Below are 26,058 nucleotides of genomic sequence, written 5' to 3'. Positions count from 1 at the left end.
GTACCCCGAATGGTGTCGTCCTCGCGCGTAAAACCGCCCGAGACGGGTGATCGGAGCGGGTGAGAGGCCCGGAAAATCGGGAACCGGGCATACCCCATCCTTTTTTGCACCCCGAACGGGGGCCCTCCGAAAGGGGGACCGTCCCCTAGTCTGTTGACACCCACAAGATCGGCCTACCCAGCCGGTCGCTGCTTCACCAGCACACGTGGCGCGATTCCCGTCGCGTCGCACACTCAGTCGCCGCCGTAGCCGACATCGTCTCGTCTCGATGGCCGCTTCCGCACGACGCCTTCGACACGCGGCACCTCCCCTGAACCCGAACCAGGAGAACACCCCGCATGTCCCGAACCATGCCCGGCGACCGTAGGTCTGCCCGCCGCAGCGCCCAGAACGACGCATCGCGTCTCGACGCGGAGCGCCGTCGCCTCGAGGCCGAGCGGGCGGAACGCAAGCCCGTGAAGGCCCGGAAGGTCCACACCACCGAGCACATCACCGCGGGCGGACGGCCCGAGGGACGGACCCACTCTCCGGTGATGGTGCTGCTCGTGCTCGTCTCGACGCTGGGGATCCTGGTCTACGGTCAGTTCCTCCTCAACCCGGCGAACCGCGGCGACCTGCTGCCGTACACGATGGTCATCGTGGCGGAGGCCGTCGTCGTGATCCAGGCACTGCTGGCGATGTGGACGATCCTCTCGGGAGGCGCCGACCCGCGCGACTTCGACTTCCACAACACGCAGGACACCCTGTACGACGAAGTCGGGATCGACCGTCTCGGCATCCGCGACCAGCCGCACCTCTGGCCGATGCTGGTCGACGGCGAGCGGAAGATCATCGACGTCTTCATCACGGTCTACGGCGAAGAGATCGCCAAGATCGAGGCGACGCTGACCGCGGCGATCGCACTTCAGGGCGAGCACCGCACCTGGATCCTCGACGACGGCAAGAGCGATGAGGTGCGCGACCTCGCGGCCCGCCACAACGCCCGCTACGTGCGCCGCCTGACCAACCACGGAGCGAAGGCCGGCAACGTCAACCACGCGCTCGCTCTCGCCAAGGGCGACTACTACGCGATCTTCGACGCCGACTTCGTGCCGAAGCCCGAGTTCTTGCACGAGACCGTGCCGTTCTTCATCGACGAGAAGGTCGCGTTCGTGCAGACGCCGCAGGCGTACGGCAACCTCGCCTCGCTCGTCTCCCGCGGTGCCGGCTACATGCAGGCCGTCTTCTACAAGTTCATCCAGCCGGGCCGCAACCGCTTCAACGCGGCGTTCTGCGTCGGCACCAACGTGATCTTCCGCCGTGCCGCCATTGACGACATCGGCGGCATGGTCACCGACTCCAAGTCGGAAGACGTCTGGACCTCGCTGCACCTCCACGAGGCCGGCTGGCGTTCGATCTACATCCCCCTGACCCTCGCGGTCGGCGACGCCCCCGAGACCATCGAGGCGTACTCGAAGCAGCAGCTGCGCTGGGCCTCCGGCGGATTCGAGATCCTGTTCCAGCACAACCCGCTGTCGCCGAAGCGCACCCTGACGATGGACCAGCGCCTGCAGTACATGGTCACCGCGACGAACTACCTCACCGGAATCGCGCCGCTGCTGCTTCTGCTCGTGCCGCCGATGGAGATCTTCTTCGACCTTCGCCCAATGAACCTGACGATCTCGCTCGGTCAGTGGATCCTCTACTACTGCAGCTTCTACCTGATGCAGATCCTGCTGGCGTTCTACACGCTGGGATCGTTCCGGTACGAGGTGCTGATGCTGGCGACGGTGTCGTTCCCGATCTACGTCAAGGCGTTCTGGAACGTCATGACCGGCAAGGACGTCGGCTGGCACGTGACGGGTGGTAAGAACGTGCAGAAGTCGCCGTTCAACTTCATCATCCCTCAGGTGCTCTTCTTCGTCTTCCTGGCGCTCACCAGCGTCGTCGCCATCTACCGCGACATGCAGAACGGGGTGTGGACTCTGGCGACCTTCTGGAACCTGCTGAACACCGGGATCCTGCTGTCGTTCCTCATCGTCGCCAGCCGCGAGGCCAAAGAGATCCGCAAGGCGAACAAGCTGGCCGCGAATGGCGACCTCGTCGTCTCGGCGAACCTCGACCAGGCCACGCCGAAGCACATCACGACGACCCCGACGCGCACCCAGATCTCCCGACCGGCGCCGCGCACACCCGAAGAGGTCGCGCTGCTCGCCGCCTCCATCGAAGAGACCCTTCCCCGCGAGCAGATCCTCGCCACCCGCACCGGTCGCCGCAGCGCCACCGCCGACGAAAGGGTCGCGTCATGACCTGGTCCAGCCGTTTCAAGCTCCTCGCCGGAATCCTCGTCGTGATCGTTCTCGTGGCGGCCTTCACCGTCATCTTCACCAAGCGCCAGTCGCAGGTCGTCTCCACGAGCGCCAGCATCCAGGCGGAGGAGTACGAGATCGGAACCGACTACTCGGGCTCGATCGTCAAACAGTTCGTCGAGGTCGGTGACAAGGTCACGAAGGGCGACAAGCTCTTCCAGATCAAGAGCCTCTCGGTGCTGCAAGACGTCCGGTCCGACCTGCTGAGCTACAAGAGCACGAGCTACACCGTCACCCCCGACGGCACCATGACCTTCTTGGCGACGGTCAGCGGAATCGTCTCGAAGATCGACACGAAAGAGGGCGGCTTCGTGCAATCGGGCGCCGACCTCGCCACCATCGACCGGGCCGACAGCCTGTATGTTCTCGGCGACTACACGCTGACGCCGCGCGACTACGAGCGGATCCAGGACGGCGCCACCGTCGAGCTCATGCTGCCGAACCAGACGACGGTCGACGGGACGGTCAAGAAGGTCTCCGTGCAGACGACCGAGGGTAACGCCGAGACCGAGATCGAGGTGGCCAGCAAGTACCTCGTGCAGGGCGCCTACTCTGGCCTCGTCAACCCGGGCACGCCGATCACCGCCACCCTCTCCCTGCGTCAGGACGGCATGTTCGCCGGCGCGCAGGACGCCATGCTCGCGTTCGTCCAGAAGATCGGCCTGTAGCCATCGCGTTCCGCACTCGTGCCACCGCCCTCCTCGCCCTCACCGCAGCCGTCGCCCTCGTGGTGACCGGGTGCACATCCGCGGGGCCCACTGCCGACCCCACTCCGTCGAAATCATCGGTGCCGCTCGGCGCCGGGCAGAAGGTGCTCGGTGACGACACCGTCGGGCCGCTCCTCGACAAGCTCGTGACGAGGTCGATCGCGGCGACGCCGAAGATGCGCCTCGCCGAGGGGCTCACCCCGCCGACGAACAAGTGGTTCTCCGGCCTGGTCTTCGGCGACACCCCGATGGCGGTCTTCCCGTACCCGCTGTCGTTCCAGCAGACCGCCACCGGGTTCAACACCGGTCTGCCCGTGGTCACGGGCACCGAGAACACCGTCTTCGGTGAAGCCGTCACCCAGGTCTCGGCCGACCTCGGCGCCGACAGTGCGATCGTCAGCGCGTACGACTCCGTCTCGGTGACGATCGAGTATCTGTCGGGCAGTCGGATCCTCGGCCATGTCACCATCGCCGAAGGCTCGCCGCTCGTCTCGTACACCGCGGCGCGTGCCGGTTCGGTGACCCTGAACGGGCCGATCGACACCTCAGGATCCGACGGCACGCTCACGGTCTCGGGCCAGAAGTGGTCGGTGGCGACGAGTGATGCCACCATCGCGGGCCCTCAGGTCACGCTGGAGAAGGGCGGCTCGCTGACCCTGTTCCCCGTGCCCGAGGGGACTTCCGCGACCGATGTCACCGCCCTGCAGAAGGCCGCGGCCTCGCCGCTCACCGGCGTGACGACGACCTACGCGTCGACGTCGGCGGGGCAGAAGACGAAGCTTGCCTACCGGACCGCGGCGAGCACGACTAAAGCCCCCGGCAGCACTCTCGTCGTGCCGCTGCCGCACCAGGGCGCAGACGCCTCCGCCGGCTGCACGTCCGCCTCGTATGCCGGCCTCTACGGCACGACGCCGCTGTGCATCTCGTCGGGCCTGTCGTTCACCACGCCGACGATCACGGCCACGTCGAGCCTCGACCTGACGAAGGTCTCGTCGTCGAACAAGGCCGCGCTGAAGTCGCAGCTCGAGGTCGACGTCAAGCTGCTGCCGACCTTCGCCACCGACACCTACTACGGCGGAAAATCGCTCTACCGCGCCGCCATGCTGCTGCAGCTCGCTCGCCAGCTCGGCGACGACGCATCCGAGAAGACGCTGACGACCGCCCTGACCACCCAGATCGACAAGTGGATGGAACCCGGCGGCTGCACGACACGCGCACAGGAGTGCTTCGTCTACGACGCAAAGCTCAAGACCATCGTGGGGCTCGCGAACTCGTTCGGCTCGGAGGAAGACAACGACCACCACTTCCACTACGGGTACTTTCTCTACGCGGCCGGCGTGGTCGCCCAGTCGACGCCGTCGCTCGCCGCCAAGTGGGCACCGGTGATGAACCTGCTCGCCGCCGACATCGCCACCAACACCGGCGACGGCTCGGGCAAATACTTTCCCGACACCCGCGTCTACGACCCGTACTTCTCGCACAGCTGGGCGTCCGGCTACTCGCCCTTCGCCGACGGGAACAACCAGGAGTCGTCGTCCGAAGCCGTCAACGCGTGGACGGGGCTCGCCCTGTGGGCCAAAGCCTCAGGAGATTCAGCTCTCGAGGGCGAGGCGAACTGGCTGCTCAGCGGCGAGACCGCGTCGGCGCTCGCTTACTACGTCAACCCGTCGCTTGACGAGCCGCAGTTCGACGGTTTCTCGCATGACCTCGTGTCGCTCAACTGGGGTGGCAAGCGCGACTACGCGACCTGGTTCTCGGCGGCGCCCAGCGCGATCATCGGCATCCAGCTGATCCCGATGAGCCCTGTGTCGACGTACCTCGGGTCGTCGGCGGGCGGCGGCGCCTCGCACATCAAGAAGCTGGTCGCGGCAGCTCTGACCGGGGGCGCAGACGCAACGCTGATCGACTACGTGCTCATGTACGAGTCGCTCGCCGGTAAGGATGCGGCGGCCTCGGCACTCGCGGCGGCGAAGAAGCTGCCGTCGACCGCAATCGACAACGGCAACTCGCGCACGTACCTGCTGGCGTACATCATGGCGCAGGAGGCCGGGGCGTAGCTGGCGCGGGCTTGCTTGCGGCCTGCGCGTTCGGGCCGGGCGTTCGGGCCGGGCCTGACCTCGCGCGAATCGGCCGATGTCACAGCGCCGCGGCGCGCGACGTCGGCCGATTCGCGTCACCTCGCTGGTGCGGGTCGGCGTCAGGCGGGGGGTTTCAGGTCTGGCAGTGGGGGCACCAGTACGTCTCGCGCAGCTCCAGCTCGGATTCGCCGAGCTCGCCCCGCTTGATCTTCGTTCCGCACCGGAGGCACGGCTTGCCGGCTCTGCCGTAGACCCAGTCGGTCGTGCCGCGGAGGGTGCCGGTCGTGGTGCGCTCCACCCGGTCTTTGTTGGCCTGGATCAGCCGATGCGCGAGGTCGACCATCTTGGGCAGCTGCGGCACCTCGCTCACCGGCCGGGTAGGAAGCACGCCCCGTAAGAAGCAGAGCTCGTTGCGGTAGACGTTGCCGACGCCGGCGAGGACGCGTTGGTCGAGCAGGGCGAGTCCGATCTCGCGGGCGGGGTCGCGTTCGATGTTGGCGAGGGCGATCTCGGCGTTCCAGCCGGGGCCGAGCAGATCGGGGCCGAGGTAGGCGACGACGCTGTCGTCGTCGTCGCGGGGTACGAGCTCGACGATTCCGAGGTCGAAGCCCACAGCGACCCACTCCTCCGTCTCGAGCACGACTCGGGCCTGGTACGCGGGGCGGCGCCACTTGGTGCCGTGCCGGTACACGTGCCAGGATCCTTCCATCTTGAGGTGAGTGTGCAAGGTCACGTCGCCGATGTGGTGCAACAGGTGCTTGCCGCGGCTGATGACATCGTCGACGACCTCGCCGGCGAGGTCGATCGTGGCGAACTCGGGCACCCGGAAGTCGGATTTCGTGAGCCGTTGCCCGCGGAGTACTGCATCGAGATTCTTTGCGGCGCGGTAGACGGTGTCGCCCTCAGGCATGGTGGGCTCCGGTTTCGGTGGCGGTCGCGGTGCCGGTGGTGGGCGCCGAGGAGCCGGCGAGCGAAGCGACGCGATTCGGCCATGACGACGTGGCGCGCCGGGTCGGATCGGCCGATCCGCGTCGGATTGCAGTGCCAATCACGGCCGCGGGGTCCGTCACGACCGCAGAGCCCGTCACTACCGCAGGGCCCATCACGATCGCAACCGCACGCCGCTCGGGGTCGGCGCGAACCCGGCCTCCCGCAGTGCGTCGCCGAACCGGCTGCCGAGCACGAACTCCCCGTCGACCCGCTCGACCGCGAGCTTGCCGAGCCTCGCCCGCACGACACCGGCCAGCGACGCAGCGGCGACAGCGAGATCGCGCTCGGTCGGATCGCCGAAGGTCAGCACGGTCTTGCCGCCCCGCTCGACGTAGACGACGAGCCGCCCGTCGACGAGAACGACGAGGGCACCGGCTTTGCGGCCCGGGCGGTGGCCCCGGGGCGCGCCCTCGGGCGCATCGTCGGGTGCGGTCGGCCACGGCAGCGCGGCGCCGTACGGGTTGGCGGGGTCGGTCGCGGCCAGGGTGACGACGGGAACGGCGTCGCCTCGACCTGCGGACGCGAGCGCCTCGGAGCCTTCACGGTCGTCGTCGCGAACGAACGCGCGAAGACGGTCGACGGTGGGTCCGGTGGCGAATTGCGCGGCACCGAGGCCCTCGACGAAGTACCCGCGACGCGCCCGGCCGGTCTCTTCGAACGTCGAGAGGACTTTGTAGACCGTCGAGAAGCCGCCGCGCACTCCCTCGTTCATCACAGCGCCACGAGTGACCACTCCGTGTCGTTCGAGCAGCATCTCGGCCTGAGCGGCGGCGCGGACGGTGGCGTCGGGTTCGGCGAGGGGCAGCAGCGACCAGCGCCCGCCCACGGTCGGAGGCCCGGCCTGGCGGGGCATCGCCGAGCGCGGCACCCGTCCGCGATAGGAGGCGCGGGAGCGAGTGGTCGGGGTCCGGGTGCGCGGCGCCTTGCCGCTGACCTGGGTGCGCAGCGGCGCGAAGGTGTCGTTGGTGATCTGGCCCTGCCAGACGAGATCCCAGATGGCGGTGACGAGGTCGGTGTCGAGCAGGGGTGACGATGCGGTCGCGCCCACCGAGTCGCTCAGCTGTCGGAAGAAGTAGGCGCCGCCCCCGGCCAGTGCGCTGAGGATCTCGCGTTGCAGCTCGGTGGTCTCGTCGCCGGAGGGCTCCGCCAGCGTGACCTGGGCCCCGTCGGCGAGGTGCAGGCTGACCCAGCCGTCGTTGCCCGCCAGCGAACCGGCACCCGACCAGATGACCTCGCCCGTCGCCGTCAGCTCATCGAGCATGCCGGTCGAGTAGTCGGTGACCCGCGACGGCAGAATGAGTGTCTCCCACGACGAGGCCGGAAGCGCGACGCCGCTGAGCTGGTCGATCACCTGGACGACCCCGTCGATGCCGCGCAGCCCCGACCCTTTGACGCCGGTGGCGACGTGCTGCCACGCGGGCAGGAAGCGGCCGAGCGTGTCGTGCGACACCGGCTCGACCTCGTGGCGCAGCGCAGCCAGCGAACGACTGCGGAGGCGTCGCAGCACCTCGGCGTCGCACCACTCGCTGCCCTGACGGTCGGGCCGGAACTCGCCCTCCATCACGCGACGCTGAGTGCCCAGGCGTCGGAGTGTCTCGAGCACCACCGCCGTGCCGAGCCCCAGTCGCTGCGCCACCTCGACGGGCCCGAACGGCGCGTGCGTCCGCGCGAATCGGCCGACGAGGTCGCCGAGCGGGTCGTCGACGGGTTCGACGAATGCCGAGGGCACGCCGATAGGCAGGTTCACGCCGAGAGCGTCGCGCAGGCGGCTGGCGTCTTCGATGCCTGCCCAGCGCTCCACGCCCGCGTGGGTAAAGCGCAGGATCCGAGACGACCGCACCAGCTCACCCAACGCCGTGTCGAGCTCGCGTCGCGCCGCATCGAGTGCGTCGGGTGCGGCGGCCGCTCCCTCGGCCAGCCAACTCCGCTCCACGATCTCGTCGGTCGCGAGGGGCCCCAGCAGCCGCAGCAGGTCGACGACGCCCTCGATGTCGCGGGCGCGCCGCTCGGGCACGAGTTTCTGCAGTTCTCGCTCATGCTGGTCGATGACGTCGGCGTCGAGCAGCTCGCGGAGTTCGGCCCGGCCGAGGAGTTCGGCCAGCAGCGATGAGTCGAGCGACAGGGCTGCGGCTCGCCGTTCGGCGAGGGGCGAGTCGCCCTCGTAGAGGAACGCCGCGACGTAGCCGAAGAGCAGCGACCGGGCGAAGGGAGACGGCATCTGCGTCTCGGTCTCGACGACTCGGATTTCTCGCCGAGCGAGGGCATCGGTGAGACTCATCAGCGCCGGGAGGTCGTAGACGTCTTGCAGCACCTCGCGGACCGCCTCGAGCACGATCGGAAACTGCGGGTATTTGCGGGCGACGTCGAGCAGCTGCGACGCCCGCTGGCGCTGCTGCCAGAGCGGGGAGCGGCGACCCGGGTTGTAGCGGGGGAGCAGGAGAGCTCGCGCGGCGCACTCGCGGAAGCGCGACGAGAACAGGGCGGAGCCGCCGACCTCCTCGGTGACGATGGCGTCGAGGTCGTCGCGTTCGAACGTGAAGAGGTCGGCTCCGGGAGGCTCGGCGTCGGTGTCGGGGATGCGCACCACGATGCCGTCGTCAGCCGCCATCGCCGAGCCGTCGATGCCGAGCTGGTCGCGAATTCGTGCACTTACCGCCAGCGCCCACGGTGCGTGCACGCGCATGCCATAGGGAGAGTGCAGAATGAGCCTCCAGTCGCCCAGCTCGTCGCGGAATCGCTCGACCACGAGCGTCGTATCGGTCGGCACGTGCCCCGCGACGTCGCGCTGTTCGGTGAGGAAGGCGAGGAGGTTCTTCGCGGCGCGTTCGTCGAGCCCGCCGGCGACCACGCGCGCGGTCGCGTCGGCGAGGCTCGAATTGGAGAGCTCACGCGTGTAGGCGCCGATGGCCCGCCCGAGCTCGGCCGGACGCCCGATTCCGTCGCCCTTCCAGAAAGGGACGCGGCCCGGCTGGCCGTAGGCGGGAGACACGAGCACCCGGTCGTGGGTGATGTCTTCGATGCGCCAGCTGGTCGCACCGAGCGCGAAGACGTCGCCGACCCGGGATTCGTAGACCATCTCTTCGTCGAGCTCGCCGACGCGGGCGGCCTTCTCGCCGACCATGAAGACGCCGAAGAGGCCGCGGTCGGGAATGGTGCCGCCGCTCGTGACGGCGAGGCGCTGCGCGCCTGGGCGCCCGGAAAGCGTGCCGTGCACGCGATCCCAGACGATGCGGGGGCGCAGCTCGGCGAATTCGTCGGACGGGTATTTGCCGCTCAGCAGGTCGAGGGTCGCGTCGTACGCCGACCGCGGCAGGTTCGCGAAGGGCGCGCTACGGCGGACCGTGTCGTACCACTCGTCGGCGTCGATCTCGTCGAGGGCCACCGCGGCCACGGTCTGCTGGGCTAGCACGTCGAGGGGGTTCGCCGGCATCTGGAGCTCTTCGATCAGCCCGGAGACCATGCGCTCGGCGGCGACGGCCGAGTGGATGAGGTCGGCGCGGTGCTTAGGGAACAGCACGCCGCGCGATACCTCGCCGACCTGGTGGCCGGCGCGGCCGACCCGCTGGAGCCCGCTCGCGACCGAGGGCGGAGACTCGACCTGCACCACGAGGTCGACGGCGCCCATGTCGATGCCGAGCTCGAGCGAGCTTGTCGCGACGACGCATCGCAGACGACCGCTCTTGAGGTCGTCTTCGATCAGGGCGCGCTGGTCTTTGCTGACGGAGCCGTGATGGGCCCGGGCGAGGAGGGGCTCGGCTCCCGTCGTCTGGCCGGAGCCGCCCATGATTTGGGCGGGCACAGCTTGGGCGGGCACAGCTTGGGCCGGCACAGCTTGAGCGGGCACAGCCTGGGCGGGCAGCGCCTGAGTAGGAGAGGAGCCTGCGGGGGCGGGTGTGAACGGGGTCGGGCGGGATCCTGCGCCCTCGATCGTCTGGGATGTCTGCGTGTGCGAACCGACTTCGACGAGCTCGCTCTCGGCCTGCTCGCCGGCCTCAGCTGTCTGGCCGAAGGTGCGCTCGACGTAGATGTCGTTGAGGCGGGCGGTCAGGCGCTCGGCGAGGCGGCGGGAGTTGGCGAAGACGATCGTCGACCGGTGCTCGAGGATGAGATCGACGATGCCCTCTTCGACGTGGGGCCAGATCGACCCCTGGGGTGCCGCGCCGGCCGCGGAGCCCTCGAGCGGAGTGGCCGTGCCGAGCTCGGTCATGTCGTCGACCGGCACGACGACCCGGAGGTCGAACTTCTTCTCGGACGGGGGAGCCACGATCGTGACCGGGCTCGAGCCACCCAGGAACCTCGCGACCTCTTCGGGCGGGCGGACTGTCGCGGAGAGCCCGATCCGTTGCGCCGGTTTGTCGAGCAGGGCGTCGAGACGTTCGAGGGAGACAGCGAGGTGGGAGCCCCGCTTGGTGGAGGCGACCGCGTGGACCTCGTCGATGATGACCGTCTCGACGCCCTTGAGGTTTTCGCGGGCGGCCGACGTGAGCATGAGGTAGAGCGACTCGGGCGTCGTGATGAGGATGTCGGGGGGTGTGCGCTGGAGCAGCCGACGATCGGACGACGTGGTGTCGCCGGACCGGACGCCGACTGTGATCTCGGGGGCCTCGGTGCCGAGGCGGCGTGCAGTCTGCGTGACGCCGACCAGCGGAGAGCGGAGGTTGCGCTCGACATCGACGCCGAGCGCCTTGAGGGGCGAGATGTAGAGGACCCTCGTGCGGTGCTGCTTCTCTTCGGGCGGCGGAGACGACGCCAGCTTGTCGATCGACCAGAGAAAGCTCGCGAGGGTCTTGCCGGAGCCGGTGGGCGCGATGACGAGTGCGTTCTGCCCGCCCGAGATGGCCTCCCACGCCCCCTCCTGGGCGTGCGTCGGACGTGCGAACGCCCCGCGGAACCACGTGGCGGTGGCGGGCGAGAAGCGGTCGAGGACGTCTGTCATGGTCAGGCCATCCTGCCCCCACCCACTGACATCGGGCTCGATCACTCTCGGAGTCGGCGGGTGCTGTCGAGAGTGGGCGGGCGCTGCAGCACCCGCCCACTCCTCAGAACACCCGCCCACTCGAAACCTCCGCCGGCCCGAGGGCTACCGTGAACGCATGCCCACTCTCCTGCAGCTCGACTCGTCCGCCGACCTCACCACGTCGCGCTCGCGTGCCCTCACGGCGACCTTCGCCGACGCCTGGACCGCCCTCGGCGAAGATCACGTGGTCGTCCACCGCGATCTGCACCGCGAGCCGCTGCCGCACCTGGCCGACGCCGACTTGCACTTTCCGAAGGCGCTCCGCCCGGCGGGATCGCACGTCGATCCTGCGGCCGAGTCGCTCCAGGCCGGGGTCATCGCCGAGCTGCTCGCCGCCGACGTCGTCGTGATCGGCGTGCCCCTCTACAACTACTCGATGCCCTCGACCCTCAAGGCGTGGGTCGACCACATCCACGTGCCGACCGTCACGGCGCCGTTCGGCGACGACCCGACCCAGCCGATGAAGGGCAAGACGGTCGTGCTCATGTCGACGCGGGGTGGCGCCTACGACGCGGGCACTCCGAGCGAATACGACGACCATGCGATTCCGGCCCTCTCGATCGTGCTCGGCGCGGCCCTCGGAATGACGGTGGAGACGATCGTCGCCACGCGCACGCTGACCGAGCGGTTCGGGGGTCCGAGCGGCGAGGTCGAGAAGCAGGACTCCGAGCTGGCGGCGGGGCACCAGCAGGCCGTGGCCGCGGCCAAGCGGCTGGGCTGAGGCGGGTCGCGCAGGATGCTGCGGTCCGCGTTCCCGATGTCGGTCGCGGCCCGTAGTGTGACCGACATGGAACAGCGCACACTCGGACGAACCGGCCGCGACGTCAGCGTCGTCGGCCTCGGCACCTGGCAGCTCGGCGGCGACTGGGGCGACGTGCCCGAGAGCGATGCGTTCGCGGTGCTCGACGCGTCGAGCGAGGCGGGCGTGACCTTCTTCGACACCGCCGACGTCTACGGCGACGGCCGCAGCGAGCAGACGATCGCCAAGTGGCGGCGCAGCAACGAAGACGCCCCGCTCACCATCGCCACCAAGATGGGGCGGCGCGAAGCTCAGGAGGCCGCGAACTACAACCGCACGAACTTCATCGCCTGGGTCGACCGGTCACGCCGCAACCTGGGCATGGACACCCTCGATCTCGTCCAGCTGCACTGCCCGCCGACCCCCGTCTTTTCCAGCGACGCCGTCTACGACGCCCTCGACGAGCTGGTCGAGCGGCAGATGATCGCGGCCTACGGCGTCAGCGTCGAAGAGACTGCGCAGGCGCTCAAGGCGATCGAGAGGCCGCACCTCGCCACGGTGCAGATCATCCTGAACGCGTTCCGGCTCAAGCCGCTCGACGAGGTGCTGCCCGCTGCCGTCGAATCCGGCGTCGGCATCATCGCCCGAGTGCCTCTCGCCAGTGGTCTGCTGAGCGGTAAATACACCGCCGAGACGCAATTCGCGCCGAACGACCACCGTTCGTTCAACCGGCACGGCGAGGCGTTCGACCAGGGCGAGACCTTCTCCGGTGTCGACTTCGAGACCGGCGTCGAGGCCGCGCTCGCGTTCGCCGAATTCGTGCCCGAGGGCGTCACCACCGCGCAGGCGGCCCTCAAGTGGATCATCGAGCAGCCCGGCGTCACCACCGTGATTCCCGGGGCCCGCAACGTCGAGCAGGCGCGCTCCAACGCCGAAGCCGGTCAGGTCTTCGACCTCGGCGAAGAGTTCCACGATCGCGCCGAGCGGCTCTACGACCGGTACTTCCGGGCGGCCGTGCACCACCGCTGGTGAGCGAGGCGCCCTCCAAGTCGGGTGAGGCGGGCGGTGGGCCGGATCCTTCGTCGGGTCTCGCCGGCTACCGCGAACTGCTCGGGCCCGTCGACCGCCGTGCCCTGTTCGCCGCCGGGGTCGTCGCGCGTGTGCCCCTGGCGATCGTCGGCTACAGCGTGCTGTTCTTCGTGCAGGCGTATTCCGGTTCGTTCGCCGCAGCGGGGTTCGCGTCCGGGCTCGCGATAGCGGCGATGGCCGTCGTCAGCCCGTTCTTCGGGCGGATCGCCGATCGGCGCGGTCAGCGCGGGGCACTCATCGTGGCCGCGGTCGCGCACCCCGTGATGGTGGCGCTCCTCATCTGCCTCGGCGTCTGGCGGGCGCCCACCGCGCTCCTCTGCGTCGTCGTGGTGTGCGTCGGCGGGTCCATCGCGCCGGTCGGCGCCTTCATGCGGGCGCGCTGGTCGGGGCAGCTCGGCGCCACCCCGCTCCTGCAGGTCGCGTTCTCGCTCGAGGCCATCGCCGACGAGCTCGTCTGGGTCTTCGGCCCCGCTCTCGCCGCCCTCGTCGCCGGCACCATCAGCCCGTCGGCCGGCCTCGTGTTGTCAGCTCTGTTCGGAACAGCCGGCGCGATCTGGTTACTGCACGGTGCCGACGTGGCCGTGATCCCGCCTCCTGCGAGTGGCCCTCGGCACGCCTTCCGCCCCTGGCGTTCGCGCCGTCTCGTCGGCGTTCTGCTCGCCAACGCCGCCGTCGGCGTCATCTTCGGCGTCAACGACGTCACGGTCGTCTCGTGGACGACGAGCATCGGGGCACCCCAGATCGCCGGGTTGGTGCTCACCGCCTACTCGATCGGCAGCGTCACCGGCGGCTTCTTGATGGGGCTGGTTCCGGGCAGGATCCCGGCCTACCGCCTCTTCGTCGTCTCGTCGCTCGCGCTCGGGGTCTTTTGGGGTGCGCTCTCGCTTGCACCGAACCCCTACTGGCTGTTTCCCATCGGCCTGTTCGCCGGTGCCACCATCACGCCGTTCACCATCTCGACCAATCGGGTGGTGCACGACGCGGTGTCTCCGACGGTCTTCACCGAGGCACTGGCGTGGGTGTCGGCGTTCGTCGTCGGGGCCATGGCCTTCGGATCATTCATAGGCGGGGTCGTCGACGAAGCAGGGCCGCCCGACGCGGGATTCGGGGTCGTTGCAGCCCTGTCGCCGCTGCCGGTCGTGGTGGCGCTTGTCGCGGGCGCCCGCTGGCACCGGCGGCGCCGGGTCGAGGGGCTGCCGGTAGGCGGATCCTGACTTGTGAGACCTCACAATCGACCACCGAATCCGCTCACAAGTGGTCGATTCTGAGGTTTCGCGAGCCGGATCCGGTGTGTGAGGCGGCGACCATGGCGTTGTGGGGCTCGACCGGGTTGCGCGGGGCGCCCCTCTCCTGGGAGTGTTCCTCTGATGACCGATTCAGCGATGCAGCAGCCCATCCTCGTGATCATGGGGGTCTCCGGCTCCGGTAAGTCGACGGTCGCCGAGGCGCTGTCCACAAAGCTCGGCTGGGACTTCGCCGAGGGCGACGCGATGCACCCGCAGTCGAACGTCGACAAGATGGCAGCCGGCATCCCCCTCGACGACGACGATCGGTGGCCGTGGCTCGAGAAGGTCGCGGCGTGGATCCGCGGGCACACCGAACACGGTCGCCCGGGCATCGTCACGTGCTCGGCGCTCAAGCACGCCTATCGCGACGTGCTGCGGGGGCCCGACGTGGTCTTCGTTCATCTGCGGGGCGAGGCCGAGCTGATCGGTGAGCGCATCTCGCATCGCACCGGCCACTTCATGCCGTCAACTCTGCTCGCCTCGCAGCTCGCAACCCTCGAACCCCTCGGCGACGACGAGCGGCACATCATCGTCGACGCGGGCCGCGAGCCGGCGGTCGAGGTGGCCGACATCATCCGCAAGCTCGGTCTTCCGCCCGTCGCGCAGGGGTAGTCCCCCACGCCTTCGATCCCTTCAGGTGCGGGGGAGTTATCTGGCTCCATGGCACAGAAATGGATCGTCTCGACCTTCGGCTCTCTCGACGGCCTCGAGCTCATCGTCGTCGACCCGCCCGCACCGAAAGCGGACGAGGTCACCATCCAGGTCAAGGCCGTGGGCATGAACCCCGTCGACGTCAAGACGATTCTGACCGCCGAGGATCCCGGTTCGCTCATGACGCCCCTTGGCTACGAAGTCGCGGGAATCATCACCGCCGCCGGGGCCGACGCCCCGTTCGCACCGGGTGACGAAGTCATCGCGTTTCGGGTGACCGGAGGGTATGCCACCGAGCTCACGGTGCCCGCAAAAGACGTCTTCGCCAAGCCCGAGTCGCTCGGCTGGTCGGAGGCCGCGAACCTGCTGCTCGCCGGGGCGACCGCCGCCGAGATGCTGCACGTCACCGGTGCGAGGGCGGGCGAGACAATCCTCGTGCACGGGGCGTCCGGAGCCGTCGGCGTGAGCGTTCTGCAGCAGGCCAAGCTGTGGGGCATCCACTGCATCGGCACGGCGTCCGAGCGCACTTTCGGTGTCGTCGAAGAGTTCGGCGCGACCGGCGTCGTCTACGGCGACGGGCTCGAGGAGCGCGTTCGGTCGCTCGCCCCCGACGGCATCGCAGCCGCACTCGACTGCGTCGGCACCGACGAGGCGATCGACGTGTCGCTCGCACTGGTCGAGGATCGCGCGCGCATCGTCAGCATCGCGGCGTTCGGGCGGGCAGAGCGCGACGGCTACCGCGTCATCGGCGGAGCGATGCCCGAGAGTGCGCGGTATCGCGACGAGATCCGGTCGTCGCTGGTGGCGCTCGCCGGCAAGGGCGACCTCGTGGTACCTGTCGCGAAGACGTTCCCGTTCACCGAGGCGCCGGCCGCGCTGGAGCTGCTCGCGACGGGCCACCCGGGCGGCAAGCTCGCGCTCGTCCCCTAGGGCGTCTGCTGCGGCGCGTGGGCGTGACCGCAATACGTCGTGCGGACTGGAGGACGTGCCGCGGCGCGTTGGCTTGACCGCGAAACGTCGTGCGGACTCGCAGACGTGCCGCGGCGAGTGGGCGTGACCGCACTACGTCGTGCGGTGGGCCGGCCAACGCCCCGGTCAGGCGGGGTGCACCTCGGCGAGGAACGCGTTCACGTCGCCGAGCTCCTCCTGCGAAATGCCGTGCGTGAGGCCCGGGTACACCGACAGCGTCGCATCCGGCACGTTCGTCTGGAGCCACTGCTCGGTGCGCTCCACGGCATCGGCCGGAATGATCGGGTCGGCATCGCCCCGGCCGTAGAAGACCCGAGTATCCGAGGCGGCCACCGCTGCATCCACCGCCGTATCGGCGCCCGGCACCACGAACCCCGCCAGCACCACCGCGAAGTCGAAGAAGCCGGGGCGGCGGCGGAGAAGCTGCAGCGAGAGCGAGCCGCCCTGCGAGAAGCCGAGGAGACCGACCGTCGGATGCGCGTCGCCCAACGAGTCGACGTAGGCCAGTACGGCGTCCGCAGCGGCATCGACCGGTGCCGGGTCGGGTGCGCCCGGGAGCGACAGCGGGTACCACGACCAGGCGCCACCGGCCGGCCCCTGCGGCCAGGGGAGCGGCGCGCGCAGGGAGGCGTAGACGAATTCGGGCGACAGGTGCGGTGCAAGGCCGATCAGGTCGCCCTCGTGTGAGCCGACTCCGTGCAGGAGCAGCACGAGCGGCTTGCCGCGGCGCTCCTCTTCGGGGAGGGACCACTGAACGGCGGAGGGATCGATCGAGACCATTGCTCCAGCGTAGTGACGCCCCGCTACCCTGGTGCGATCGGTCGTGCCTCGCGCCGCCATCCTCGGGTTCGGCAGCGCGCAGCCGAACCGCAACACGAAGGGGTACTAGCCCCGAATAGCCAGGCCCGACCGGTAAGAATGGCGCATGGCTTCCGTTCAGACTCCCGATCCCAACTCCGGCTGGCTCTCCGAGGAGGAGTTGTTCCAGATCCGGCAGCGCCTCCCGATCCTGTACGTCGAGGCGGTGCCCGTGCGCATCGACGGGCAGGGGGTCGTCACCGAGGTGGGCGTGCTGCTGCGTGCCGACAGCGAGGGCACGATGACGCGGATGCTCGTCTCCGGGCGCGTCATGTACGGCGAGTCGCTGCGCACGGCACTGTTCCGCCACCTCGAGAAAGACCTCGGGCCGATGGCTTTTCCGCAGCTCCCGCCGTCGCCGGTGCCGTTCTCCGTCGCCGAGTACTTCCCGTTCCCGGGGGCCTCGGTCTACACGGACGAGCGCCAGCACGCCGTGTCGCTCGCCTACGTCGTGCCCGTCACCGGCACCTGCGAACCGCGCCAGGACGCCCTCGAGATCACCTGGATGAGCCCCCAAACCGCCGCGAGTGCCGAGGTCGCGGCCGAGATGGAGGGTGGGCGCGGTGCTTTGCTGCGGACTGCGCTCGCGTCGGTCGGTGCGCTGACGTAGCTCGCGCTTCTGCGGCGTGCGCCCGCTCGGGCCGTGTCTCCGAGTCGGCGGGTGTTTTCGAGAGTGGGCGGGTGCTGGAGCACCCGCCCATTCCGCATAACACCCGCCGACTCACGGGCAGCACCCGCCCACTCCGCATAACACCCGCCGACTCACGGGCAGCACTCGCCCACCCGCGCCCGCACAGCGCGGCCGCCCGTACCCCGAGCCGGTTCGGTGTCGGCGGCTCGGCGTACTGTCCAAGGCGTGCCCCACGACGACCGCCCCACACTCTTCTGCCTCCACGCGCTCGGCTCCAGCGCTCGTGAATTCGACGCTCTGAGAGAGCTGCTCGCCGACGACTTCGACGTCGTCGGCATCGACCTGCCCGGCTTCGGCGAGGCGTCGGCCGCCACCGGCACGAGCGTCGACGAGATGGTCGGCCATGTCGTTCGCAAGATCCGGCGCCACGGCTCCACGCGCTTCGTTCTCGTCGGGCACAGCATGGGTGGCAAGATCGCGAGTCTCGTCGCGGCGCGCACTCTCGACGGCAGCTCGGGGCTCTTCGGCCTCACCGGTGTCGTGCTCCTCGCGGGCTCACCGCCCTCGCCCGAGCCGATGGGCGACGACGCCCGAGCGCAGATGCTCTCGTGGGCCCGGGCGGGCATCGCGAGCGACGGCCACCTCGCGACCGCCGACGCGCGCACGTTCATCGACGACAATGTCGGCGCACCGCTGAGCCCTGAAAACGACGACCGCGCCCTCAGCGATGTGCTGCGCTCGGCGGCGGAGGCGTGGCTGGCCTGGTTCGAACGCGGCAGCCTGGAAGACCGAGCGGCGGAGGTCGGGATCCTCGATGTTCCTGCCCTGATCATTGCCGGCGGGTCTGACGGGCCCCTCGGCGAGGCCGGCCAGCGCGAGCACAACCTGCCTGTGTACCCGCGGGCAACGCTTGACGTGCTGGCCGGTGCGGGCCACCTGCTGCCGCTCGAACGACCCGACGAGGTGGCCGACCTGATCCGCGTGTTCTGGCGCGAACGCGTGGGCGCGGGGCCGTTCGTCTCACCGGGGTTCGGCCGCGTCATCGGGTCGGGCCGCACGAGCTCGCAGACGCGCGCGATCCTTGCCGGACGGGCCCTGCCCGACGACCCCGACTACGCCCCGCAGGTGCTCAACGCCGCGCAGCTCGCGACGCTCCGCCTGGTCGCCGAGCGGGTCGTGCCACAGGGCAGCGCCCCCTTCGACATCGCCGGCCGCGTCGACGCCGGGCTCGCGCGAGGCGTGAGCGACGGGTGGCGCAATGCCGCCCTCCCGCCCGATCAGGAGGCCTACCGGCTAGGGCTCGACGCACTCGACGATTTCGCGACCCTCGACGACGAGGCAAAAGACTCAAGGATCCAGGCCATCGTCGATCAGCAGTACGCCCCTCGGGCCGGCACCCTCACCGCCGAGCAGATGACGCTCTGGTTCGAAGACTGCCGCGTCGACCTCACCCGCACCTGGCTGGCCCACCCGGCCACGATGGAGCGCATCGGTTTCGACGGATTCGCCAACGGAGGCGACGTGATTCGCATCCAGGGATTCACCGAGCTGGGCGCCGATCGCCACGAAGCCTGGGAGCCGGCGATGCCGGTCCCCTCCGCCCGAGACACCGGGGCCAGCACCACCGGCACCACCGGCACTGGCATCACCGACACTGGCATCACCGACACCGAGAAGGAGACCGTTCGATGAGGCTCGACGGAATGCGCACCTACGACGACTCCGAGATCGTCGACGCCGTCGTGATCGGCACCGGTGCCGGCGGGGCGCCGATCCTCGCTTCGCTCGCGTCGCGCGGGCTGCGAGTCGTCGCCCTCGAGGCGGGCGCCAACTTCGACGCGTCGAAGTACACCTCCGATGAGACCGAGGCGGTCGCCATCAACTGGATGGAGGAACGCCTCAGCGACGGCGAGAACCCGACCGCGTTCGGGCAGAACAACAGCGGCAAGGGCGTCGGCGGCTCCACGTTGCACTGGGGAGCGTTCACGCCCCGGCCCGACGCCCGCGATCTCAAGCTCAAGACCGACTCCGGCCTGGGCGAAGATTGGCCGATCGATCCCGACGAGCTGACCGGCTACATCGAGAAGGTCGAGAAGTTCGTCGGTGTCGCCGGCCCCGCGCACTATCCTTGGGATCCCACCCGCCGCTACGATCTGCCGCCGGTCGCGCGGAACGCGTCGTCCGACATGATGATCCGCGGTTGCGATGCCATCGGCATCACCGCCACCGACGGGCCCGCCGCCCTCGTCACGCGCGACTGGCATCAGCCCGAACACGGTGTGCGACCCGCCTGCGCCAACTGCGGAAGCTGTCACCAGGGCTGCCGCTCGGGCGCCAAAGTCAGCATGGACACCACGTATCTGCCGCTCGCCGTCGCGAAGGGCGCCGAGATCCGCGCCGATTCGATGGTGCACGGAATCGAGCTCGACGCGTCCGGGCGCGTGTCCGCCGTGGTCTACACGCGCGATGGCATTGAGCGCCGCCAGCGCACGAAGGCGCTCTTCCTCTGTGCCGGAGGAGTCGAGACGCCTCGACTGCTGCTGCACACCGGCCTCGCCAACTCGAGCGACCAGGTCGGCCGCAACTACATGGCGCACGGCGCGACGCAGGTGTGGGGCAAATTCCCCACCGAGATGCGCAGCCACCGCGGCTATCCGTCGTCGATCATCACCGAAGACACCGTGAGGCCGGCCGACGCCGACTTCGCCGGGGGCTACTTGATTCAGAGCCTCGGCGTCGTACCCCTGACCCTGTCGACGACCCTCGCGCGTGGCGGCGGGCTGTGGGGCCGCGACATGGTCGACATGATGGACTCCTACCGGTACATGGCCGGCGTGGGCATCAACGCCGAGTGCCTGCCGCACGAAGACAACCGGCTCACTCTCACCGACGAGCTCGACGATTTCGGCATTCCGAAGGCGCGCATCTCGTTTACCGCGCACGACAACGAAGACGCGATCGAGAAGCACGCGATCCGCACCATGACCTCGATCGTCGAAGCGGCCGGCGCCACGTCGACGACCGTGCTGGCGCGCACCGCCCACACGATCGGCACCGCGCGCATGGGCACGTCGGCCGACAGCGCCGTGGTCGACGCCAACGGGCGCAGCTTCGACATTCCGAACCTGTGGATCGCCGACAACTCGGTGTTCCCGAGCGCCGTCATCGCGAACCCGGCGCTGGCGATCATGGCCTTGGCGCTGCGGACGGCCGATCGCTTCGTCGCTGGGGGGGCGTAACCGCCCGTCAGCGCCTTTGATGCGGACTCCGCACCACGCTCGTCTGTGGTGCCGAGTCTGCATCGTGGGCTTCAGCGGTGCAGACCGCCTAAACACTCCCGCCCGACTGGCGGCGGGGCGCAGCCCCGGACCGCGTCCGGCATCGACCGGCGCCGAGTCAGCTCGCGCGTGGCGCCTTGCCGGGGACGACCTTCGCCGTGTCGGCCACGTCGATGCGAGTCGTGCCGTCGGGTGCCTCCGATTTCGTGATGCGCGGCGCGGCATCGCTCTCGTCGGATTTGGGTGCCCGCGTCAGCTGGTCGTGACGCTTCTCGTCGAAGGTCATCTCGTCGTCGGAAGTCATGCCTCGACGTTACGCTGCGGTGCCCCAGAACGGGGCATATCGCCGGAACCCCGGCCCTGGTTATCTGGTTCTCGTGCCAGAACTCTCCACCCCCTCGCCCGCCTTCGTCGACCCCCTCAACGCCGCCACCGAACTGCGCATCGCGATCATCCACGCCGCGATGGCGGTCTTCCGGGTCACCACGTTCCACGAAGCCTCCCTCGAGGTCGTCGCGGAGGCCGCGGGGCTGCCGCTCGAGAGGGTTCAGTCGCAGTTCCCGACCTGGGACAGCCTCGTGCTGTCGACAGTCGACCGGTGGAACGCCGAACGGATGGCGCCACTGCGGGGCGTCTCGGCTTCGCACGGGACGGTGGCGTTCCTCCGCGGCATCGTTCAGGCCAACGTCGACGACCCCGCGTTGATGCGGCTTCTCACGTCGCTCCTCGGCATCGCCGCGACGCCCGGGCATCCGATGGCGCCGCTACTCCATCAGGACTGGCACCGCTTCCACAGCATGGTGCAGGCGAGCCTGGCCCGCGACGTCGAGATGGGTCGCGAACCGGAGACGATGGATCCTACGCGCGGAGCTGAACAGCTCATCGCACTCTACGAGGGGCTCCAGTTGCAGTCGATGGTGCGACCCCGCATGGATCTGCTCGACGCCTACGATCGTGCCGTCACGCGGCTCCGCCACGGGTGGAAGCGTGCGTACGTCGCGCCGGTCTGGAACCTCGACTCCTGACGAAGGCCCAGTCGGGTCAGCTGGGTCGCGTCAGCTGGGTCGGGTCAGTCGAGTCGGGTCTCGAACCGCGACTCGTCGTCGGCGACGACGACGCCCACGACGCGCGTGCCGGCGGGAACCTCGCGTTCGGCGACGGCCAATGCACCCGCGCGCGTGCCAGCCGTTCCCTCGGCGTGGTGGACGCCGCCGATGTCGCCCTCGTACAGCATGGTCGCTCGGTAAGTCACGGTGATCCGTCCTGATCCGTCAAAGCGGGTTGAAGCACAACGGTAGGCCGACGCGGTCGTGGTCGACCCAGGTCGTACCCCGTTCCCGGCGGGGCGACTCGGCGACACCCGTTGTCATCTGAGAGTCGGCTACTCTCGACACCCGGATTGGGGGACAGCACGGTGTCCTCATTTCTGCCACTCTGGTGTCACACCCGCACCCCGGCTCGGCCCCCATCCCGGGCAGAACCGTCTCGTCACTCGACATGATCGCTTGAACCTCCCATGACCCGCGCACCCCACCTCCCCGCTTGGATCCTCCAGGCTCTCTACTTGGCGGCCCGACCGCTGCTGTTCATCCACTTCGTCATCTACTCGCACACGGTAAGCAAGGGGATCTTCCCCGACGGCGATCCTGCACCGGCTCGACCCGGGCCCGACCCGGTCCGCTTCCTCTTCGTCGGTGACATCGCGGTCAGCGGGTTCGGAGTTCTGCACGACGGGATGGCCGTTCCAGCGCAGGCAGCGGCCTGCTTCGCCTCCGAGACCACCCGGGGTGCCTCCTGGCACGCGGTGGGCACGCCGAGTCTCCGGGCCGTCCGGGCCGAACGGCTCCTCCCGCAACTCGACGCCTTCGACGTCGCCGTCGTCATGCTCGGCATCCCCGATGTTCTGCTCATCACGCGCAGTACCGACTGGGGTGACGACCTCGAACGACTCGTCGCCGCGATCCGCGCGCGCTACGGTGCCGACACCCGCGTCGTTCTGGCCGGCATCCCACCCATGCAGGATTTCCGGCCGATCGCCCCCGCCGGACGCGCCGTCATCGTCGCCCAGATCGCCCGTCTCAACCGCGAATCGGAGCGGGTGGCGAGTGTGCTGGGCGCCGAGTTCGTTCCTTTTCCGTCGTGGCGCGTCAGCGAGATGCTCCACGAGCAGGTCTTCTCGTTCCGCACCATGCACCGCATGTGGGCTCAGGCGCTGGCCCCGGCCATGGTTCGGGCCGCAAGCCCCGCGCGTCCCGCCGCACCAGCGCCGCTCGTCTGAGCCTCTAAGCCTCTAAGCCTCTCCCCAGGCCGGCGAGTGTCCACGATCTGCTGATGCAGCGTGCATCAGACCAGCAGATCGTGGACACTCACCGCCCCCGGGGGCGACAGAACAGCCACCCGGGGGCGACAGAAGAGTCAGGCCCGGGGCGCGACGTGCGACAGGATGTTCCGCCACGACGCGACCAACGCCAGACGGCCGGCGCCCTGCACGCGGATCGTCGTGGCGTCAGGGATCCGGCTCTCGTACCAGTGACCGTCGTCGACGGTCGCAACGGGGTCGTCGTCGCCGTAGACGAGCTGCACCGATGCGGTGATCGACCCGAGCGACTTCGCCCACGAGTCGTCGTGGATCGCGGCGAGGTCGGTGGCCACGCCGATATCGCCCTGCAGCACGGCTTCCTCGAGCATCAGCTCCAGGCGCGACCGGAGCCCCTGCGCCTCGTAGCCCTCGAGGCCCGCGAGGGTGGGGTCGTCGTCGGCGATGCCGAGGTCGGCAAGGCGCCACAGTGTCTGTCCGGCCGAGTCGCGGTCGACCGCGCGACCACCCGCGGTCGAGCGGTCTGCGACGGCGGCCGAGAAAGTCTCGATCGATGCATTCGATTTGACGGGGAGGAACTCGAGGGCGTGGGATCCTCGGCTCTCGGGTTTCGACCGCTTGGGCGACGACGTGCCGACCACGGTGACCCTGTCGACGAGGTCGGGGTGCCGGGCGGCGAACGCCAGCGCCACGCGGCCGCCGGTGCCCCAGCCGACGACCCCGACGGCGCCGAAGTCGACGCGCTGCGTCTCGTGCGCCTGGTCTTCGGAGCGGCGCACGTATTCGGCGATGTCGTCGGCGCGATGCTCGAACGTCGCCTCGGAGTCGCTGCTCAGCGGGTCCGAGACACCGTAGCCGGGGCGATCGAGCGAGAGCAGGTGCACGCCCCACGGGCCGGTGACGAGGGGATCAGGATCCAGCCCGCCCGCCCCCGGGGTGGGGTGGCAGAGCACCACGAGTCGTCGGGCACCGGGGTCGCCCGCCGCCGATATGCCGATGCCGCGGCCTGATTCGAGCACGAATTGTCTGTCAGCCATGCCTCTAGGTCACCACGTTTGCCGTCATTCGGTTCGGCTCGGCGCGGCTTTGCGGCAAAGGCACCGTCTTTCGGCGGCCGTTTTGCCGAAAACCGGTCTCGACGCCGTGAAGTGGCATCGCACACGACGAACCCCCGCCGCGGTGAGCGACGGGGGTTCGAGGAGGTGCGGGTGGGTCAGCGGCCGCGGCCACCGGCCGAGCCACCACGGGGCGAGGATCCGCGCACGAGCGAGCCGACCTTCAGCGATGCGGGGCGACCGCCGGCCGATGAGGCACGACGCGAGCCGCCACCGTTGCGGTCGGAGCCACCGCGGGGGGCGCCGCCCGACTGCTCGGCCGCGAACGCCGCCTGGTCGTTGCGCACGCCGTTGGTGCGGCTGGAGCCGCCGTCGCTCTGAGCGCGGCGGGGCTGACGGTCATCGCGACGCTCGTCGCGAGCCGGGGCCGCCGAGGTCGAGCCGGAGCCGGACTCGGTCGAGTAGAAGCTCTTGCTGCCGCTGCGGGGGGCGTCGTCGCGACGGCCGTCACGGCCACCGTTGCGCCCACCCTGCGCCGAGCGCCCGCCAGCGGACTGGCCGCGACCGGAGCCGCCGCCCTGGCGACGAGCCGAGCCGTCGGATCCTGCGGAGTTGTCGGACGCGGGGCGACCCGAGCGGTCTTTGCGAGCGATCGGTGAGCCATCGGACGTCTGGCGAGCAGCGCGCTTGCGCTGAGCGTTGGCGCCCTGCGAGCGACCGCCGCCCTGCTGCTCGTGCACGCGCTCCGACTTCGGGGCGGGCTTCACGTACGCGGCGACCTCGCCGACGAGAGCCTTGACCTCTTTCGAGTCGGGCTTCACGGCGACCGGGGTGGCCTTGATGTCAGCCTTCTTCATCATCTGAGCGACATCGCGACGCTGGCTCGGGATGATCAGGGTGACGACGTCGCCCTCGGCGCCGGCACGAGCCGTGCGGCCCGAACGGTGCAGGTACGCCTTGTGCTCGGTCGGCGGGTCGACGTGGATCACGAGCTCGATGTCGTCGACGTGCACACCGCGGGCGGCGACGTCGGTGGCGACGAGCACGCGGGCGGTTCCGTCTTGGAACGCGGCCAGGTTGCGGTCACGCTGCGGCTGCGACAGGTTGCCGTGCAGGTCGACGGCGGGGATGCCCGACTCGGTCAGCTGCTTCGCGAGCTTCTTGGCGTGGTGCTTGGTGCGCATGAACAGGATGCGGCGACCCTTGCCCGAGGCGAGCGTGTTGATCAGGGCCTTTTTAGTCTCGACCGACTCGGTCTCGAACACGTGGTGGGTCATCTTCGCGACGGGGGAGTTCGCCTCGTCGACCGAGTGCAGCACCTCGTTGTGGAGGAACTGCTTGACCAGCTTGTCAACGCCGTTGTCAAGCGTCGCGCTGAACAGGAGGCGCTGGCCGTTCTCGGGGGTGGACTTGAGGATCCGGGTCACGCCGGGCAGGAACCCGAGGTCGGCCATGTGGTCGGCTTCGTCGAGCACGGTCATCTCGATCGCGTCCAGCTTGATGAAGCCCTGCTTCATCAGGTCTTCGAGGCGGCCGGGGCAGGCCACGACGATGTCGACGCCCTGCTTCAGCGCCTGGACCTGGCGGTTCTGCGAGACGCCGCCGAAGATCGTGGTGGTGTTCATGCCGTAGGCCGCGGCCATCGGCGCGAGGACGGCGTCGATCTGGGTGGCGAGCTCGCGGGTCGGGGCCAGCACGAGGCCGAGCGGGCGGCCCGGGCGGCGCTTGCCACCGGCGAGCTTGCCGCCGAGGCGCGCAGCCATCGGGATGGAGAACGCGAGGGTCTTGCCGGAGCCGGTCTTTCCGCGGCCGAGGACGTCGCGCCCCGAGAGGGTGTCGGGGAGCGTGTCGACCTGGATCGGGAACGCGGTGGACTTGCCGTCGGCGAGGAGCGCCTTGACGATCGGGGCAGGGACGCCGAGCTCGGCGAACGTGGTGAGGTTTTCGTCGTGGGTGATGGCGACGTCGGGGGTGGTGAGGGTGTCAGTCACTGGTGCCTTTCGGGCATCGGTTTCGAGCCCCTTCGGCATACGCCTGTCGATGGC

At 69.4% G+C, this 26,058-nt stretch carries 20 protein-coding genes; 13 read left to right on the top strand and 7 right to left on the bottom strand.

The features are described 5' to 3' along the window. Positions 1 to 338: 338 nt before the first annotated feature. The 3 genes from ITJ49_RS02340 (at position 339) to ITJ49_RS02330 (ending at position 5,112) form a co-directional block, all read left to right on the top strand. Positions 339 to 2,288 carry a glycosyltransferase gene (locus tag ITJ49_RS02340; protein ID WP_228513892.1) on the top strand — a complete coding sequence of 650 codons (1,950 nt, stop codon included), beginning with the start codon at positions 339 to 341 and terminating at the stop codon, positions 2,286 to 2,288. Continuing rightward, positions 2,285 to 3,016, top strand: coding sequence for an HlyD family secretion protein (locus ITJ49_RS02335; RefSeq protein ID WP_194600879.1), 732 nt, complete (start codon positions 2,285 to 2,287; stop codon positions 3,014 to 3,016). Before ITJ49_RS02340 ends, ITJ49_RS02335 begins: the two co-directional genes overlap by 4 nt. Before the next feature lie 119 nt (positions 3,017 to 3,135). Further along, entirely contained in the window at positions 3,136 to 5,112 is a 1,977-nt protein-coding gene (locus ITJ49_RS02330; protein ID WP_194600875.1) for a glycosyl hydrolase, read from the top strand. A 154-nt stretch (positions 5,113 to 5,266) separates the two neighbouring features. On the opposite strand, the gene ITJ49_RS02325 is transcribed toward ITJ49_RS02330, so the two are convergent. Both ITJ49_RS02325 and ITJ49_RS02320 read right to left on the bottom strand, forming a co-directional pair. Continuing rightward, positions 5,267 to 6,043, bottom strand: a complete 777-nt coding sequence (locus ITJ49_RS02325) for an Fpg/Nei family DNA glycosylase (RefSeq protein ID WP_194600873.1) — start codon at positions 6,041 to 6,043, stop codon at positions 5,267 to 5,269. Between the two features lie 192 nt (positions 6,044 to 6,235). Further along, positions 6,236 to 11,059: a DEAD/DEAH box helicase gene (locus ITJ49_RS02320; protein WP_194600870.1), complete on the bottom strand. Its 4,824-nt coding sequence runs from the start codon at positions 11,057 to 11,059 to the stop codon at positions 6,236 to 6,238. 157 nt (positions 11,060 to 11,216) lie between these two features. On the opposite strand from ITJ49_RS02320, the gene ITJ49_RS02315 reads away from it, so the two are divergent. The 5 genes from ITJ49_RS02315 to ITJ49_RS02295 all read left to right on the top strand — a co-directional run bounded on the left by ITJ49_RS02315 (position 11,217) and on the right by ITJ49_RS02295 (position 15,835). Continuing rightward, positions 11,217 to 11,861 (top strand): FMN-dependent NADH-azoreductase, encoded by a 645-nt coding sequence (locus ITJ49_RS02315; RefSeq protein ID WP_194600867.1) that lies wholly within the window; start codon positions 11,217 to 11,219, stop codon positions 11,859 to 11,861. 66 nt (positions 11,862 to 11,927) lie between these two features. Then, positions 11,928 to 12,911 (top strand): aldo/keto reductase, encoded by a 984-nt coding sequence (locus ITJ49_RS02310; protein WP_055965430.1) that lies wholly within the window; start codon positions 11,928 to 11,930, stop codon positions 12,909 to 12,911. Next, positions 12,908 to 14,182 (top strand): MFS transporter, encoded by a 1,275-nt coding sequence (locus tag ITJ49_RS02305; RefSeq protein WP_194600864.1) that lies wholly within the window; start codon positions 12,908 to 12,910, stop codon positions 14,180 to 14,182. Before ITJ49_RS02310 ends, ITJ49_RS02305 begins: the two co-directional genes overlap by 4 nt. Before the next feature lie 153 nt (positions 14,183 to 14,335). Then, positions 14,336 to 14,866: a gluconokinase gene (locus ITJ49_RS02300; protein ID WP_194600861.1), complete on the top strand. Its 531-nt coding sequence runs from the start codon at positions 14,336 to 14,338 to the stop codon at positions 14,864 to 14,866. A gap of 48 nt (positions 14,867 to 14,914) precedes the next feature. Beyond that, a complete protein-coding gene (locus tag ITJ49_RS02295; protein ID WP_194600858.1) occupies positions 14,915 to 15,835 on the top strand; it encodes an NADP-dependent oxidoreductase in 921 nt (306 codons plus the stop codon). Positions 15,836 to 16,000: 165 nt separating this feature from the next. On the opposite strand, the gene ITJ49_RS02290 is transcribed toward ITJ49_RS02295, so the two are convergent. Beyond that, entirely contained in the window at positions 16,001 to 16,654 is a 654-nt protein-coding gene (locus ITJ49_RS02290) for an alpha/beta hydrolase (protein WP_194600855.1), read from the bottom strand. Positions 16,655 to 16,799: 145 nt separating this feature from the next. Here ITJ49_RS02290 and ITJ49_RS02285 point away from each other — a divergent pair, with 145 nt between their 5' ends. The 3 genes from ITJ49_RS02285 to ITJ49_RS02275 all read left to right on the top strand — a co-directional run bounded on the left by ITJ49_RS02285 (position 16,800) and on the right by ITJ49_RS02275 (position 20,602). Continuing rightward, positions 16,800 to 17,342 (top strand): NUDIX hydrolase family protein, encoded by a 543-nt coding sequence (locus ITJ49_RS02285; RefSeq protein WP_055964762.1) that lies wholly within the window; start codon positions 16,800 to 16,802, stop codon positions 17,340 to 17,342. A 246-nt stretch (positions 17,343 to 17,588) separates the two neighbouring features. Then, entirely contained in the window at positions 17,589 to 19,055 is a 1,467-nt protein-coding gene (locus ITJ49_RS18020) for an alpha/beta hydrolase (protein WP_194600852.1), read from the top strand. Continuing rightward, positions 19,052 to 20,602, top strand: coding sequence for a GMC family oxidoreductase (locus ITJ49_RS02275; protein ID WP_194600849.1), 1,551 nt, complete (start codon positions 19,052 to 19,054; stop codon positions 20,600 to 20,602). Before ITJ49_RS18020 ends, ITJ49_RS02275 begins: the two co-directional genes overlap by 4 nt. A 157-nt stretch (positions 20,603 to 20,759) precedes the next feature. Here ITJ49_RS02275 and ITJ49_RS02270 read toward each other — a convergent pair whose 3' ends face one another. Next, complete coding sequence (locus ITJ49_RS02270) at positions 20,760 to 20,945, bottom strand: multidrug transporter (protein WP_194600846.1); 186 nt, start codon at positions 20,943 to 20,945, stop codon at positions 20,760 to 20,762. Positions 20,946 to 21,018: 73 nt separating this feature from the next. On the opposite strand from ITJ49_RS02270, the gene ITJ49_RS18015 reads away from it, so the two are divergent. Next, a complete protein-coding gene (locus ITJ49_RS18015; RefSeq protein ID WP_194600843.1) occupies positions 21,019 to 21,666 on the top strand; it encodes a TetR family transcriptional regulator C-terminal domain-containing protein in 648 nt (215 codons plus the stop codon). Positions 21,667 to 21,710: 44 nt separating this feature from the next. Here ITJ49_RS18015 and ITJ49_RS02260 read toward each other — a convergent pair whose 3' ends face one another. Then, entirely contained in the window at positions 21,711 to 21,893 is a 183-nt protein-coding gene (locus tag ITJ49_RS02260) for a hypothetical protein (protein WP_194600840.1), read from the bottom strand. A gap of 264 nt (positions 21,894 to 22,157) precedes the next feature. On the opposite strand from ITJ49_RS02260, the gene ITJ49_RS02255 reads away from it, so the two are divergent. Further along, positions 22,158 to 22,919 (top strand): GDSL-type esterase/lipase family protein, encoded by a 762-nt coding sequence (locus ITJ49_RS02255; protein ID WP_194600837.1) that lies wholly within the window; start codon positions 22,158 to 22,160, stop codon positions 22,917 to 22,919. 137 nt (positions 22,920 to 23,056) lie between these two features. Here ITJ49_RS02255 and ITJ49_RS02250 read toward each other — a convergent pair whose 3' ends face one another. After that, positions 23,057 to 23,995, bottom strand: coding sequence for an alpha/beta hydrolase (locus ITJ49_RS02250; RefSeq protein WP_194600834.1), 939 nt, complete (start codon positions 23,993 to 23,995; stop codon positions 23,057 to 23,059). 176 nt (positions 23,996 to 24,171) lie between these two features. Further along, a complete protein-coding gene (locus tag ITJ49_RS02245) occupies positions 24,172 to 26,004 on the bottom strand; it encodes a DEAD/DEAH box helicase (protein WP_370544332.1) in 1,833 nt (610 codons plus the stop codon). Positions 26,005 to 26,058 lie beyond the last annotated feature (54 nt).

This window comes from Frondihabitans sp. VKM Ac-2883, from assembly GCF_015350875.1.
Classification (GTDB): Bacteria; Actinomycetota; Actinomycetes; order Actinomycetales; family Microbacteriaceae; genus Frondihabitans.
Note: the sequence above shows the minus strand (reverse complement) of the source record. Positions and strands in the feature narration are given on the sequence as shown.